The 15,319-nt window shown below is 39.1% G+C and carries 11 protein-coding genes; 5 read left to right on the forward strand and 6 right to left on the reverse strand.

The window, feature by feature from the left end:
* The 3 genes from U735_RS0122210 to U735_RS0122220 form a co-directional block, all read right to left on the reverse strand.
* Positions 1-2,751, reverse strand: a complete 2,751-nt coding sequence (locus U735_RS0122210) for a PD-(D/E)XK nuclease family protein (protein ID WP_031445920.1) — start codon at positions 2,749-2,751, stop codon at positions 1-3.
* 321 nt (positions 2,752-3,072) lie between these two features.
* Entirely contained in the window at positions 3,073-4,413 is a 1,341-nt protein-coding gene (locus U735_RS0122215; protein WP_031445921.1) for an OmpA family protein, read from the reverse strand.
* A 428-nt stretch (positions 4,414-4,841) separates the two neighbouring features.
* Positions 4,842-7,961: a UvrD-helicase domain-containing protein gene (locus U735_RS0122220; protein ID WP_031445922.1), complete on the reverse strand. Its 3,120-nt coding sequence runs from the start codon at positions 7,959-7,961 to the stop codon at positions 4,842-4,844.
* A gap of 119 nt (positions 7,962-8,080) precedes the next feature.
* On the opposite strand from U735_RS0122220, the gene U735_RS0122225 reads away from it, so the two are divergent.
* The gene (locus tag U735_RS0122225) at positions 8,081-8,689 is read left to right on the forward strand and encodes a superoxide dismutase (protein ID WP_031445923.1); all 609 of its coding nucleotides are present in this window, start codon (positions 8,081-8,083) and stop codon (positions 8,687-8,689) included.
* Positions 8,690-9,441: 752 nt separating this feature from the next.
* Here the strand turns inward: U735_RS0122225 and U735_RS0122230 are convergent.
* From U735_RS0122230 to U735_RS0122240, 3 genes are all read right to left on the reverse strand, one after another.
* Positions 9,442-10,020, reverse strand: coding sequence for a uracil-DNA glycosylase family protein (locus U735_RS0122230; protein ID WP_031445924.1), 579 nt, complete (start codon positions 10,018-10,020; stop codon positions 9,442-9,444).
* On the reverse strand, positions 10,020-10,691 hold the full coding sequence (gene rsmI, locus U735_RS0122235) for a 16S rRNA (cytidine(1402)-2'-O)-methyltransferase (protein ID WP_031445925.1): 672 nt from the start codon (positions 10,689-10,691) through the stop codon (positions 10,020-10,022). The genes U735_RS0122230 and rsmI overlap by 1 nt, the downstream gene beginning before the upstream one ends.
* A gap of 103 nt (positions 10,692-10,794) precedes the next feature.
* Positions 10,795-11,481 (reverse strand): hypothetical protein, encoded by a 687-nt coding sequence (locus U735_RS0122240; protein ID WP_031445926.1) that lies wholly within the window; start codon positions 11,479-11,481, stop codon positions 10,795-10,797.
* A 204-nt stretch (positions 11,482-11,685) separates the two neighbouring features.
* Here U735_RS0122240 and U735_RS0122245 point away from each other — a divergent pair, with 204 nt between their 5' ends.
* The 4 genes from U735_RS0122245 (at position 11,686) to U735_RS0122260 (ending at position 15,204) form a co-directional block, all read left to right on the forward strand.
* Positions 11,686-12,330 carry a thymidine kinase gene (locus U735_RS0122245; protein ID WP_031445927.1) on the forward strand — a complete coding sequence of 215 codons (645 nt, stop codon included), beginning with the start codon at positions 11,686-11,688 and terminating at the stop codon, positions 12,328-12,330.
* Complete coding sequence (alr, locus tag U735_RS0122250) at positions 12,323-13,429, forward strand: alanine racemase (RefSeq protein ID WP_031445928.1); 1,107 nt, start codon at positions 12,323-12,325, stop codon at positions 13,427-13,429. Before U735_RS0122245 ends, alr begins: the two co-directional genes overlap by 8 nt.
* Before the next feature lie 146 nt (positions 13,430-13,575).
* Positions 13,576-13,983: a large conductance mechanosensitive channel protein MscL gene (mscL, locus tag U735_RS0122255; protein ID WP_031445929.1), complete on the forward strand. Its 408-nt coding sequence runs from the start codon at positions 13,576-13,578 to the stop codon at positions 13,981-13,983.
* Between the two features lie 231 nt (positions 13,984-14,214).
* Positions 14,215-15,204, forward strand: coding sequence for an aspartate-semialdehyde dehydrogenase (locus U735_RS0122260; protein ID WP_031445930.1), 990 nt, complete (start codon positions 14,215-14,217; stop codon positions 15,202-15,204).
* Positions 15,205-15,319 lie beyond the last annotated feature (115 nt).

The following is a 15,319-nucleotide window of genomic DNA, read 5'->3' on the forward strand; positions in this document are numbered from 1 at the left end:
CTAAACCTCTTTTTCTGTAAATGGTAACTCCGGATTACCAATTTCAAATATTAAAGATTTAATAGATTCCATAAATTGGGCAATAGTATCTTGGGTAATGGAATTATCCTTGTTTCTACTGCCCTTTTTTTCTTTTACGGCAAATTTGAGCAGACCAGAACCTAAATTTTTAAAGGAAATAATCCCCGCTTCTATATTACCAATAGGTTTACTGTTGTTGTACATTATTGCATAACACAGTAATTGAAAGGCTTTGCTGTAATTGTAGTCCGTAATGACATCCTCCCAGTCAACAATTTCCACTTGGGAACTGGTTACATTTCCCGTTTTATAGTCGATAATTCTAATGACCCCATCCTTTTCATCAATCCGATCCAATTTTCCTTTTAGGACCACAGGAAAATTAAGCCCAGGAACATTGATATCCATCCGCAGTTTTTCCTCTACCCCCAATATCCTAATTTGATGCTTTTCTACCTCTGCCAATTCCAATTTTATGAAATTTTCCACATACCGCACTACCACATTATATGCAATTAGGTTTTTCCCTCTGGAAATATCGCCGTCGGCGAAGCTTTTGGCAAAGTGGCCAATTACAAGGGGCCTGATATTCTTTTTCATTGCCTCGAGCATGGAAACTTCCAAATAAGTATTTAAATAAGGCTTATAAAGGTCCTCCAAGGTATCGTGTACAATGGTTCCAAAGGTATTGTTGGCAACGGTTTCCTCCACCTCCATAATATCGTCTATTCCCAATAGATTTCGCTTATAAAAATCTATTGGGTTTCTGATATAGTTACTCAGGGAGGTAGGAGAGAATCCCTTTTCGGCGTGGGCCCGAATCATTTCCATTAGACCTTCATCCTTGGCTATGGTCTGCAAAACCTTAATAGAAGGTGTAATTTCCGGTGCTGCGATGATTTCCGTTATATCTGTCAATTTATTTTCATCCGTTAAAAGTTGGGTCAGTAACCTACTCTTCTCCCCTCCCTCCAGAACATCGGGTTCCGTATTATACAACAGGTAGATATTTTTTGCCCGTTGCAATAAGCGATAAAAATGATAGGTATATACTGCATCCTTTTCCTTATAGGTAGGAAGTTTGTAATATTTTTTTAGATCGAAGGGGATAAAGGAATTATTGGACTTCCCGGATGGAAGAATCCCTTCGTTAACTGAGGTTAGAATTACTGTTTCAAAATCGAGCACCCTACTTTCCAACATTCCCATGATTTGTAAACCTTCCAAGGGCTCTCCCTGAAAATCCAAGGTTTCGTTCCTAACAATTTCCAAATAAAGGCTTTCCAAGGATTTTAGGTCATTGACAAATGAGTACTGTTCTACCATGTCCTGAAGTTGATTGAACAGAGAGTAAAACTTGTACAGGTACTCCAATCCAAGGGAATCTTTGGACATGGCAAACCTTTCCCTAAGAATTTGGATAATTTGATGGCATTTATTTAAAAAAACGTTTCCCGGTACCTCCTCCCCATAAAAGAGTAAACTTAGCAAATCTTCGTTTCCTTCTCCTAGGGACCGTAAATTATCAGAAGTTATAAATGCCCAATTCTTTGTTCTAATAGCTTCACTTATCCGAGTAGCCTTATTTTGTTGGTTTTCAGTACATAAAATCTGAATGTAGGGATGGGATAAAAAGTCCAGCACCTGCTGGAAATACCAGCCCTGGGAATCCTTCTTTACATGTATAGAAAGATATTGAGAAAACAAACTGGCCAAAGGAGTGCTCTTTAAGGGATATCCCATGGTGATGTTCACCGTATCCAATTCCGAGGGGACAGAATTTAGAAGTGGGTTCAACATGGTTTCATCCCCAAGTACTATTGCGGTGTTTTTAAGAATATTAGTGTCCTCTTTTTTAAGTTGTAATAAAAGGTTTCCTACGTACTTCGCCTGGGAAACATTTTTAGGAGCACCTATTATTTTGATATTCTTTTGGGACAAATAGTTGTTTTCCACTCCCTTTAAGGCCTTCCCTTTTAACCACGGCCAGGTATTTAAATGCTGCCTAATAAAGTATCCGGCATCATGTATGGGATCCTCCACAAAGTAGGTGTCCCCATCCCAAAAAATGTCCGCTTTGGTCTTGGCAAGTATTTCCTGAATTATGTAAGATTCCGCAGTATTTAATGCATTAAAGCCTATGAATATATGTGTATTGTTTTTGTTATTGCTTATATAGTCCTTAAGCTGTTCACAGGCCGTACGATAAATTAGACCTTGATGGCCCAACTTTTGGGCTTTTAGCAAATCGTTGAAAGTCTTATAAAGCGGTTCAAGATTATTCCAAAATTTTATATAATTCGTTATTATTTCAGATTTGTCCTTCTGCAATGCCCAATGATTTATTTCTTGGATATTTGCCAAATAGGAAAATATATCTTTGGTATCTACTAGATATCTATCTATTTCGTTAAAATCCTGCAATAAGGTCTGTCCCCATTTGGAAAAGGTGTAAAAATTATCCTTTTCTCCATATTCCATGGACGAATACGCTTTGTAAAGTGTAAAAAGTTGCTCCATATTGGAGGCCGTATGCAGGTTGGATATTTGTTCCACAAAGCCTTCAATACTGTATATTCTTGGTGAAAAAATGGTTTTGTCTGCCGTATTGGCCAAGGTTGTCCTTAAAATAGTTCCCGCCCTTTTACTGGGCAGTATTAAGATTAGGTCGTCCAAGGAGTCATAGGTCTGTAATATATCATCAACTACCTGTTGGAGAAAGCTTTTCAACTGATTATAATTTGTTTTAAGTTCATAGCAGACCACCTACGGGCCGGACAGCCATAATTTGCAATAGCCCAACAATCTCCGCAGTTGCCAATAGGTATCCAGTTTTATAGTGGCACCTTCAACAATACGGTTGTCTGCAATTCTGGGGTAATTTAATTATAAAAAACAGAACGGCATCGACTACGCCATACCAACATATAAAAATTTATAATGCTCTAGAGGGATTAATAATTTCAAACATTATTTACAAGGGTGCATAGCAAAAAAAAAGCCCCGCAATTGCGGAGCTTTTAATTATATAGTATTAAAACTAATTGGAAATTACTTTACCAAGTTAATTTCAACTCTTCTGTTTTGAGTTCTACCAGCAGAAGTATTATTTGTAGCGATTGGCTTATCCTCACCGTAACCTACGGCAGATAATCTAAACTCTTCAATACCTTTTTCTACTAAGAACGTTTTAACTGAAAGCGCTCTTGACTCAGATAATTTTTGGTTCAAGGAAGCACTACCTACACTGTCAGTATGACCTTCTACAGTAAATTTAGCAGTAGGATACTCTTTAAGGATAGTGATAATATCAACCATTACAGAAGTAGACTCTGCTTTGATAGAAGATTTACCAGTATCGAACAAGATTGTTCTAGCGTATTCGTTCAATTGCTTCTGAACTTCTTCAGTAACTTCAGGACAACCTTGGTTAGCTACAGTTCCAGCAACATCTGGACATTTATCATCTTTATCCAATACACCGTCACCATCTTTATCTTGGTAAGGACATCCTTTGTTAGCGGCAGGACCAGCTTCGTTAGGACAAGCATCATCCTTATCGGCAACACCGTCACCGTCAGCATCTGGACAACCAGCTAAAGCAGCAAGACCAGCTTCGTTAGGACAAGCATCATCTTTATCGGCAACACCGTCACCGTCAGCATCTGGACATCCGTTCATTTCTTTAGAACCAGCCTCATTAGGACAAGCATCTTTGCTATCCTCTATACCATCACCGTCAGCATCTGGACATCCGTTGAAAATCTCAAGACCAGCAACTTCTGGACAAGCATCATCTTTGTCGTAGATTCCGTCACCATCAGTATCAGTACCACCAAATTTAATAGCAATACCCGCCATATGTTGGAAATGCTTAGCTAAATAATCTTCAAAAGCGTGCTTGTAACTAGACTGCAAAGTAAGACCGATGTTCTCAGTGAACCAAATGTTAAGTCCAACACCTCCATTTACGGTACCAGCACCAACTTCGTCTATCCAAGTGTAACCACCACCTATTTCAATAAAAGGATCGATTACTGTACTTTTTAAGAAATTATATTTTATTGTACCATCAACAGCATAGTGAGACAAATCGTCAACGCTTGTATCTCCCAATTTATCAATACGGTTCAAAGAACCTCTTGCTCCAATTGAAAAGCCGCTACCCACGTACTTGGAAACTCCAACATAGGAAATAGATGGAAGTATGTTCCAGTGGTCTGTTGCATTAAAGAATTCATTTCCAAAGCTGCTATAATCTTCGGTAGGGAAAACGTCAATTGCGTTAGCTCCGAAACTTACTTGCCATGGGTTATTCTCGTCTTGCGCTTGTACGTTGTTAAAACCTACAATAAGTAAGGCAACAACCAATAATTTGCTAAGATGTTTCATGTTCAATTTTTTAAGTTTAAGTGTTTATTAGCTGCAAATGTAAGTTGTTAAAAATTATTAACAAAATCATTCTCTTAATTTTTTTAACGTATTTCATAGCAAAAAAGACGCATTTGAACGATATTTCATGCTGTCCCCACCTTTACAAAAACGGCTATTGAATAGCCCAGGTTTAAAAGAGCAAAGCCAATAAGACCTCGTAGGCAACTTCTCGCTTTATCTTTATATGTCAAAGAAAGGATAATCCGATTAGATAAAAACTTAATGCGGCAACAATTTGGTGGGTTCCCCCTTAAAATGACCTTATATAACAGGATTGTGGATCAATAATTAAGAATAACCCTATCAATTCTACCGCAACTTGCACCCTTCAATGCCCATAGTTCCTCCCCTTTACGATCTACGGTCCATGACCATAATACATACTACTAGATAAAGTCTAGCGTAATATCCTCATTGATATAGATAAGGATTTTGTTTTCAATTTCATATCCCATTGCTTTCAGAGCATCTGCATAGGTATAGATCTGTTCATGGTATACCGGATTCCTTTTTCCCGTCTTATAATCTATAATGGTTACTTTCTTATCCTTGATGACCAATCTGTCCGGGCGGAGTACCTTCCCATTTTTGGTAAGGATGTCCTGTTCATTCTTAATTAGGCTTCCCTTTAAAAAGTAGGCGTATAACTTTGGATGTTCTGCAATGGCTTTTATTCTTTGCTTCATTTCCAAACTATCTTCATGGGAAAGATCGCCGTTTCTGATAAGCATTTCAATAGCAGTGTCAATGTCTTCATTGGTCTCTATAAGCCCCATCACATAATGTAGCAAATTTCCCTTGCTAAGTGCCGTTCCCCGCTGTGTATCCCAAAGTGCTCCGGCCTTGGTCAGAATCCTGAATTCGGGTCGCTCCTTATAAGTGTATAAATGGGCTATCTTTTCCTGATGATCCCCATGGCCGGAGGGTTCGTCCTTCATTTCAAGATTTCCGAACTGATAACAGGTCTTGGCCTCTTCCCAAAACCCCTTTTCCTTTAAATAGTGAATAAATAATCCTGAATAATAATTTGGTTTATGCTCTCCCTTTTGGGTAAGGTCTTTCTTGGATATAACATAAAATCCCTTAACTGCCCTAGTCAAAGCTACGTACAACAAGTTAAAGGCATCCAATTCCAATTTATGCTGTTCTTCGTTGTAAATTGTTTCCGCAAGGGGACCATAGCCTGCTACTTCCTGTTTTTTGTTGATTAGAATTTCCTCAAATCCTTTAAAGGAAATAGGATTAACCGGCAGCCATAGTTTAGCATCCTTTTCTTCATATATATTGGTATTGGCAAAAGGGAAGATTACAATAGGAAATTCCAGCCCCTTGGACTTATGTACGGTCATTATCTGAACGGCATCCACATTTTCGGGAGCGGTAATACTTAAACTGTCCTTTTTCTTATCCCAGTATGCCAAAAAGACCTGGGTATTGGCTCCCTCTTTTTGTTCTACCTCCAAAACAACATCCAAGAAATAGGTTATATAGGCATCCGAGCTGTCTGCCAAACCAAACTTTTTTATGGCATACTCCAGGCCGTCATAAACCGAGGATTGCCCAATAATATCAACATTAAAGTCGTAGATCTCCAATAGTAACCAGGATACTTTATTAATATTGGAGTTTATAAATTGATGCCTGTTTTCCAGTTCCCCGGAAAGAAAACTCAGTATTTCATAACACCTTTCCATTTCCGTGGGCTGAAGGCTATAATGCAATAAATTAACTAGGAACCTTACCTTGGGGTTGCTATTTAACAATAGAGTTTCGGACGAAATGATGGGGATATTGCTCTGCATTAGAAAATCTGCCAATAGGATCCCATGTTTCTTCTTACGGGTAAGGATACAAACATCCTTTAGGGAATAGTTCTTTCGCAAAACCTCTTCCAAGGTTTTCAAAACCAAATTACAGTATTCCCCATCTTCTTCTTGCGATTCCTCAACATCAATAAAGGAAAGTTGTACCAAACCTCCTTTTTTATGATTGTAATCCTGACTATTGCCTTCTACAAACAACTTGTTATATACCGTATTCTCCAAAAAGGGGCTGGTAACCGTAAAAAAATCGTTGTTGAATTTTATTACCTCTTCATGACTCCTATAATTGGCAGGAAGATTTGCAGTGGATGGCGGAAAAACAAACGGATTTTCCTTGAGATTGATAAGATTTAGGAACTGTTCGGCCTTACCTCCCCGCCAGCGGTATATGGCCTGTTTGGCATCACCAACCAAAAGCAAGGAACCTATTTTTCCTTGATCGTCCTGACTCTCCAATGCATTGCCTATTAAAGGTATTAGGTTGTTCCATTGCATTTCTGAAGTGTCCTGAAATTCATCCACAAAATAATGGCGGTACTTTTCCCCAATACGTTCATAAATAAAAGGTGCTGGCTGATCTTTTATTTCTTTGGAAATAATACTATTGAAAGAAGAGATTGGCAGAAGGTCGCGCTCCCGCTCCAAGGTTTTAATTTCCTGTTGGATGGCACTTAGGACCGTAAGGGGAACAATATTGTTGTACCCGTTTTTAACTAAGGACAAGGCACTGTAGTGCTCCTTAATCTCATTGAACAAACCAATAAACCTAGGGTGTAGTCCGTCCAGAATATCTTTAATTCCTTGAGGGCAGGTTTTGGTATATAAAGGCTCGGTTTCAAAATTTTGTTTCCAACCGGCATTGAAATCCATATTTAAATCTCCAGAGGCGATTTTGGCAACAAATTTTGGAAAGTAGCTGGATTTAAAATTATTGAATTCCAAATCATTATCATCAATGATATTGAGTATTTCCGTTGCCCAAGCCACAATCTTAGTTTCGTGGGACTGTATTTGAAGTACCAATTCCTTTTTTAAATCCAAGAAATCATCGACGCCCTTTTCTTCAAGCTTTTTAAGGTGGGGAGCCTGATTTTCATTGAACAATAAAAACCCTATCTTTTGAAGATCCAAAGCTATATCCCAACTTTTATCATCATCTATTTTTTCCAAGGCAAAATCTATCAACACTTTGGTCAATTGTGTATCGGCACCTGCCTTATTGATCAGTTTGGCAATGGCCTCATCCAACAATAATTTGGTATCCAGCACCACCTCAAAATTTTGTGGCAATTTTAGATCTTTAGCAAATGTCCTAATAAGCCTATGGGTAAATTTATCAATGGTGGAGACATCAAAAAATGCATAATTGTGAAGAATTTCCTTCAGTACTTTTTTGGATCTAATTCGCAGCGTTCCTATATCTATTCCCAACTCTTGGGAAATATCGGCCAACATGGATGGAATTTCATTACTATCGGATATTTTGCCAAAGGCAAATAGACTGCCCAGAATTCGTTGTTTCATTTCGTTTACCGCCTTATTGGTAAACGTAATGGCCAGAATACTGCGATAGTTCCTATTAAAATCTGAAGAAAGGATAATTTTTAAATACTCTTTTGCAAGCGTATAGGTCTTACCAGACCCAGCAGAGGCGTTATAGATTTTGTATGGAGCGTCCTGCACAGTATTTTAGTCGCAAAATAAGCAATATTAAACAGTTCTTAACAAATTATTAGTTGAATTTCTATGATAAAACCGTAATTTTGGGAAACAACATTTTTTAACATAAAAACGAAAACATTATGGCTTTTGAATTACCTAAATTACCTTATGCGTACGACGCTTTGGAACCACATATTGATGCCAGAACCATGGAAATACATCACACCAAGCATCACAATGGGTATACCACCAATTTAAATAACGCTATTGAAGGAACGGATTTGGCAAAAAAATCCATTATGGATATTTTGACCAACTTGGACATGTCCAATGCCGCCGTAAGAAACAACGGAGGGGGCTTTTATAACCACTCTTTGTTTTGGGAAATAATGTCTCCAGATGGTGGTGGAGAGCCTTCTGGCGAGCTTGCGGATGCCATTAAATCTGCTTTTGGTTCTTACGAATCATTTAAGGATGCTTTTTCCAAAGCGGCAGCAACAAGATTCGGCTCTGGTTGGGCTTGGTTATGTGTACATAAAGGAGGGAAGCTGGAAATATGTTCAACTCCAAACCAGGACAATCCAATTATGCCTGGAACTGGATGTGGTGGCGCTCCAATTTTGGGCTTGGACGTGTGGGAACATGCCTATTACCTAAATTATCAGAATAGAAGACCAGACTACATCAATGCATTTTTTAATGTGGTTAACTGGGATAAAGTAGCCGCTTCCTATAAGGCCAATAAATAAGAGTTAGAATTAACGGGGATTTGAAAAATTCTTGGTCAACAAGCAATGTCTTGGTTGGGCACTAAGGTTAATTTTCTATTGCTTTTTTTAAAGCAGTCCTTGGAATAAAAGGTATTAAACCTCAGGGCAAGCCTGTCTGCCGACAAAGGCAGGCCCTGAACCCAATAATAGGAATCGACCCAAGGGTCGAGGTATTGAACCTAGATCCCGCCGAAAAAGGCGGGATTAGTTCAACTTTCAATTTTCAGTGCGTCTTACTGACTTCTCAAAATTGAGTTTCACTAATAAATTAAAGTCCGCTCGTCAAAAATTTGACGAGCGGACTTTTTTATATCCTAAAAATAGAAAAGGGTGGAGAAGCCTCCACCCTTTTCGTCCCAAATCTTACCATAAACTTAACCTACTTATGCTATGGCGATACTAAAATACTGGTATTGTGAGAAATAACAAAAATAATTATGCCCTTTTATCCATAATTTTTTTGGATGATGTTCAACAATTATCGTTAAAAGTGCGCATAAATGGGTTAAAATACTGATTGTCAGCAATAAAAAAGGCGAAGCTCAGCTCCGCCTTTTTTCCCCAAATCTTACCATGAACTTAACCTACTTATGCTATGGTCCTCCAAAAGTAAATCAAAAGCAGTGGGGTAAAAAAGGTTTTAGATAAACGCCTCAATTATAGGTCAAACTACTTTGGGGATTGTCTTCTGGAAAGAAAGCCCATGTATAAATAATAAATTCAATAGATGTTCAGTCAAGATCAAGAATACCGGCAACCCGTTTCTGTAATACAGGTACCACCTCCTGTCCGAACCACGGATTTTTAGATTGCCAAAACCTATTCCTAGGGGAAGGATGTGGCAAGGGAAAGTATTTAGGTAAAAAATCCTGATGCCTTTTTACGGTTTCTGTCAAGGTTCCTTTGGCGTTCTTTCCAAGGTAATAATGTTGGGAATAGGTGCCAATGAGAATAATTAGTTCCAAGCTCGGCATACCTGTCAATAATGCGTGGTGCCATAAAGGTGCACATTCCGACCTAGGAGGCAAGTCCCCTCCTTTGCCACGGCCCGGATAGCAAAAGCCCATAGGCATCAGTGCTATTTTGCTTTCATCATAAAAAACGGAATCCGAAATATTGAGCCATTTCCTCAACTGCCTGCCACTTGGGTCGTCCCAGGGAATTCCCGTTTCGTGAACCTTAGTGCCCGGTGCTTGGCCTATAATGACAATCCTGGCATTGGGGTGTGCTGCAACCACAGGTCTCGGGCCCAAAGGTAAATGGGACTTACATACTTGGCAACTTCTTATTTCCGATAATAATCGTTCCATTATTTTTTACCCGCCACCACAATAACGATCTCTCCTTTGGGTGGATTATCCGTATAATGCTGCAAGACCTCCTTTACCGTACCCCTTATAGTCTCCTCATACATTTTAGACAACTCCCGCGAAACGGAAACCAGTCTGTCGGGACCAAAATAGGTTTCAAAATGTGTTAAGGTCTTGACCAATTTATGGGGCGATTCGTAAAAAATAATCGTTCTAGGCTCTTCTGCCAATGAGGTCAATCTAGTTTGTCTGCCCTTTTTCACGGGCAAGAAACCCTCGAAAACAAATTTATCATTTGGCAAACCACTATTTACCAAGGCTGGTACAAAGGCAGTAGCACCGGGTAGGCAGTCTACTTCTATCTTATTTTCTACACAGGCACGGGTAAGCAAAAAACCAGGGTCCGAAATAGCCGGGGTCCCAGCATCCGATATCAATGCTACATTCTCCCCAGATTGCAGGCGCCTTACAATCCCTTCCACCGTTTTATGCTCATTGTGCATATGGTGACTTTGCATAGGAGTAGCTATGTTGTAATGGTGCAATAATTTTCCGCTGGTACGGGTATCCTCTGCTAAAATAAGGTCCACTTCCTTTAGCACCCTAATAGCGCGCAATGTAATATCCTCTAAGTTACCTATAGGAGTAGGTACTATATACAATTTACCCATTAATTCTATTAAACACCAGCATTATTAACTATTGCTGGTGGAGAGTGGCCAAAATTAATGAAAATAAGGAAGAATAATTTTCATTATTGTTGATTATAAGTCGTTACGCAAATTTGCGAGCAATTACGTTCATAAATCTTTGTTCGTAATCTTCTTTTCCCTCCCAATTATTATAATCGGGTTTTACCATGTTTGCAATAAAGGAAATAGATCTTTCTTCACTATCTATGGTGCTCAACTGGGACAATACCCTGTTATAATCTTCCATATTATTATTGAAGAGATGTTTTACAAATGCCAGGCGATCATTCAAATCTACTTTCAATACCTTTTTTGAGGTTCGCTCCACAGATTGGGCAGTACCGACCGCTTTCACCGTTTTCACCTCCTTGGGCATAAATAGATCCTTATCGTTTTTGATCAGATCCGGTTTATTGGTAAACTGGGATAAAACCTCATCGATGGTCGTGGCTCCCGGCATTTCCGATACCATATCCTTTATGGTATCGATACCAGGAATAATTATATCCTCTTCGTGCGGGTTACTTTCCGGTACCGAAGAATTGGCACTTAACACGGAGTTGGCCATAGTTTCAAATTTTGCCGCAATGGCATTCTTGGAAACATCTATCTCTACCTCATTTAATTTTTCCTCAATATATTTAAGAACCGCCAACTTTTCATATAATTGCCTGGCAGTTTCATATAAGGCCGAGTAATCATTTAAATTTCTCGAGGTAATTATTTCAGTTGATAATTTTCTCAATTCCTCTTTTAGTCTCTTTTTCATCTGAATGTATTTTAAAATTAGTAGGAGCTCAATTGGAGCACCAATATAGCAATTCCTTGTAGGTAAAAAATGGTTGGCTAAAGTACAAGTAATGAAGATTACCAACTTTTACCAACATTAATACCAGAAGGATTATTTTTTTAATAATTTTATGCCTCCTAATATAAAAACGGAAAACAAATTACTTTCGTCTAAAATTACAAAATGTTTCTCGAAAATACTGTTAACCCTAAAGAACAATTCGGTTGGATCGAAGTAATCTGCGGTTCCATGTTCTCTGGCAAGACCGAGGAACTTATCCGAAGGTTGAAAAGAGCCAAATTTGCCAAGCAAAAGGTAGAGATTTTCAAGCCTATGGTAGACAAAAGATACCACGAGGAAATGGTAGTCTCCCACGATGCCAATGAAATTAGATCTACCCCGGTTCCGGCAGCTGCCAATATTCGACTTTTGGCAGATGACTGTGATGTGGTAGGGATTGATGAGGCCCAATTCTTCGATGACGAAATTGTTACCGTTTGCAACGATCTGGCCAATAAGGGTATCCGAGTGGTTGTAGCAGGATTGGACATGGATTTCAAAGGCAATCCGTTCGGACCTATGCCTGCCTTGATGGCAACGGCCGAATATGTCACAAAAGTTCATGCCGTTTGTACACGAACCGGCAATCTTGCCAATTATAGTTTTAGAAAGGCCAATAACAACAAACTGGTTTTCCTGGGAGAAACGGAAGAATATGAACCCCTCAGTAGAGCCGCGTACTACAAAGCCATGTTAAAAGAAAAAGTGAGTGCCATAGAAGTTACATCCGAGGAAGTACTACCTCCTCAAAAAAAATCGAATGACTAAGGTCGGAGAAACCGTTCTGGAAATAGACCTTAGGGCCCTGGAACACAATTATCTTTATTTAAGATCCAAGATAAATACTGAAACCAAATTTCTTGGAGTGGTGAAGGCTTTCGCCTATGGAAGCGATTCCATTGCCATTGCCAAAAAACTGGAATCGCTAGGAGCGGATTATTTGGCCGTAGCTTATACTTCAGAAGGAGTAACCTTACGGAATGCCGGAATTAAATTGCCCATTTTGGTGCTGCATCCACAAGAGGTAAGTTTTGCCACGATGATAGAAAAATGTCTGGAGCCCAGTCTATATTCGCGCACAATTTTCTACTCCTTTTTAAAAATGGCCAAAGACCTAGGCCAAAAAAATTACCCTGTTCATCTAAAATTTAACACCGGTCTAAACAGATTGGGGCTAGGGGAAAAGGATATAGATTATATTTTAGCGCCCTTGGAAGGAGTTGATCAAATTAAGATAAGCTCCCTTTTTTCCCATCTGGCCGCTTCCGAAGATTTAAATGAAAAGGATTTTACGATTTCTCAGATTAATCAATTCGAAAAGATAAGTTCAACAATAATCTCCAAATTAAAGTACAGCCCCAAAAGGCATATGTTGAATACCTCCGGAATAATCAATTACCCAGAGGCGCAGTACGATATGGTAAGAAGCGGTATAGGTCTCTATGGCTATGGAAACGAAGCCGCCGAAGACGAAAAGTTAATCCCTGTTGCCACCCTTAAAACAATAATTTCGCAGATCCACAAGATAGGGCCTAATGAAAGTGTAGGTTACAATAGAGCTTTTGTTTCCAATACCTCCAAGGTTACGGCTACACTACCCTTAGGCCATGCGGACGGCATTGGCCGGCAATATGGCAATCGCATTGGGCATGTTTCCATACACGGAAAATTGGCGCCAATTATTGGCAATGTCTGCATGGATATGATTATGGTGGATATTACGGGAATAGATTGTAAGGAAGGCGACGAGGTGATAGTTTTTGGCAAGGAACATAGTGCGGAAGACTTGGCCTCTTCGGCCAAAACCATAACCTATGAGCTGCTAACGGGAATTTCGCAGCGTGTGAAACGCATTTATATTGATTAGGAAATAAAAAATCAATTTTCAACAGGGTGTTAAAGCCACTATTTAAAAGCTATTTGCACTGTACGGAACATTTTTATTTTAACATTTTGTTAGGACGTCTGTTTAAGTTAAATTGCAGTTAGTATTAATCAATTAAAACACTAATTATGTTAAAAGAATTTAAGGATTTTATTATGACCGGCAATGTCATTGATTTGGCGGTTGCTGTACTGTTGGCGGGAGCTGCAGGCTTGGTTGTCAGTGGATTTGTCAATGATATCATGATGCCGATCGTGGGATATTTCACTGGAGGAGTAGATTTCTCAGATATGCAAATTGTACTTTCGGAGGCAATTGTGGCAGCAGATGGAACAGTTGAAAAACCTGCCAGTGCTATCCGTTACGGGGCATGGGTAAATTCTATAATCAACTTAATTATTGTTGGGTTTGTTTTGTTCATAATTGTAAAAGCATACAACAAAACTAAAAAACCTAAAGAGGAAGCTCCAGCAGCACCTAAAGGTCCAAGTCAAGAGGAACTTTTGACCCAGATCAGGGATCTGCTAAAAAAATAGTTTTATATAAAAACAGTATGTGCTTTGGCTAAAGGTCGAAGCTCAACCGCTACACTACCAACTAACCAACAAAAACCGTCAGCTAGGATTCGCTATCCAAGTCGACGGTTCTTTTTTGTAATAAAGTTATTTTTGTAACAATTTGTTATATTTTTAATATATTCTATTTTATGTATTGTTTAATACCCTATAATCAGTACATTTGCCAACTGAAATTTTAAATTCATCATAATGAAAGTAGCTGTAGTGGGTGCAACAGGAATGGTAGGGGAGGTAATGCTAAAAGTATTGGCCGAACGTAACTTTCCAGTAACGGAATTATTGGTAGTGGCCTCGGAAAGGTCTGTAGGCAAAAAGTTGAGCTTCCAAGGCAAGGAGTATACCCTAATTGGGTTGGAAACTGCGGTTGCCGCCAAACCGGATGTTGCCATTTTTTCAGCAGGAGGAGATACTTCCTTGGAATGGGCACCAAAATTTGCCGCTGTTGGTACCACGGTAATAGATAATTCTTCAGCCTGGCGTATGGATCCTACCAAAAAATTGGTGGTTCCAGAAATAAACGCTTCAGAGTTGACCAAAGAGGATAAGATTATAGCTAATCCAAACTGTTCCACAATACAAATGGTGTTGGCACTTTCTTCACTACATAAAAAATACAAAATGAAGAGGGTAGTTGTTTCTACCTACCAGTCGGTTTCCGGAACAGGGGTAAAAGCCGTTCAGCAATTGGAAAACGAGATTGCCGGGATAAAGGGAGAAATGGCATATCCTTATCCTATAGGAAAAAATGCATTGCCACATTGCGATGTATTCCTAGAAAATGGATATACCAAAGAAGAAATGAAGTTGGCCAAAGAGCCTCAAAAAATATTCAACGACAATTCATTCTCCGTAACGGCTACAGCAGTTCGTATCCCAACCTCAGGGGGGCATTCGGAGTCCGTTAACGTGGAGTTTGAAAATGATTTCGAACTATCTGAAGTTAGAAGATTGTTGAGTGAAACTCCGGGAATCGTTGTTCAGGACAATACTGATACCAATACCTACCCAATGCCCATTTATGCACATGGTAAGGATGATGTTTTTGTGGGACGTATTAGAAGGGACGAAACCCAAGCCAATACCCTGAACATGTGGATCGTTGCCGACAACCTAAGAAAAGGAGCAGCAACGAACGCCGTACAGATTGCAGAATATTTGGTTGAAAACCAATTGGTGTAGTAGAATTACTGTATAAATAGCCCTCAATCCCATAAGGAAAAAAGGAGAGAAGGAAAAGATGTTAAAACCTTTGTAACTACCATTTACAAAGGTTTTTTTTATGCTATTTTTGGCT

It is taken from the genome of Arenibacter algicola (genome assembly GCF_000733925.1).
In the GTDB taxonomy this organism is placed as follows: Bacteria; Bacteroidota; Bacteroidia; order Flavobacteriales; family Flavobacteriaceae; genus Arenibacter; species Arenibacter algicola.

Excerpts from the sequence above, each read along its gene's own strand:
- U735_RS0122245 (WP_031445927.1), top strand. The coding sequence starts at position 11,686 with ATGTTTCTCGAAAATACTGTTAACCCTAAAGAACAATTCGGTTGGATC.
- alr (WP_031445928.1), top strand. The coding sequence starts at position 12,323 with ATGACTAAGGTCGGAGAAACCGTTCTGGAAATAGACCTTAGGGCCCTG.
- U735_RS0122240 (WP_031445926.1), bottom strand. The coding sequence starts at position 11,481 with ATGAAAAAGAGACTAAAAGAGGAATTGAGAAAATTATCAACTGAAATA.
- U735_RS0122230 (WP_031445924.1), bottom strand. The coding sequence starts at position 10,020 with ATGGAACGATTATTATCGGAAATAAGAAGTTGCCAAGTATGTAAGTCC.
- rsmI (WP_031445925.1), bottom strand. The coding sequence starts at position 10,691 with ATGGGTAAATTGTATATAGTACCTACTCCTATAGGTAACTTAGAGGAT.
- U735_RS0122260 (WP_031445930.1), top strand. The coding sequence starts at position 14,215 with ATGAAAGTAGCTGTAGTGGGTGCAACAGGAATGGTAGGGGAGGTAATG.
- U735_RS0122215 (WP_031445921.1), bottom strand. The coding sequence starts at position 4,413 with ATGAAACATCTTAGCAAATTATTGGTTGTTGCCTTACTTATTGTAGGT.
- mscL (WP_031445929.1), top strand. The coding sequence starts at position 13,576 with ATGTTAAAAGAATTTAAGGATTTTATTATGACCGGCAATGTCATTGAT.
- U735_RS0122225 (WP_031445923.1), top strand. The coding sequence starts at position 8,081 with ATGGCTTTTGAATTACCTAAATTACCTTATGCGTACGACGCTTTGGAA.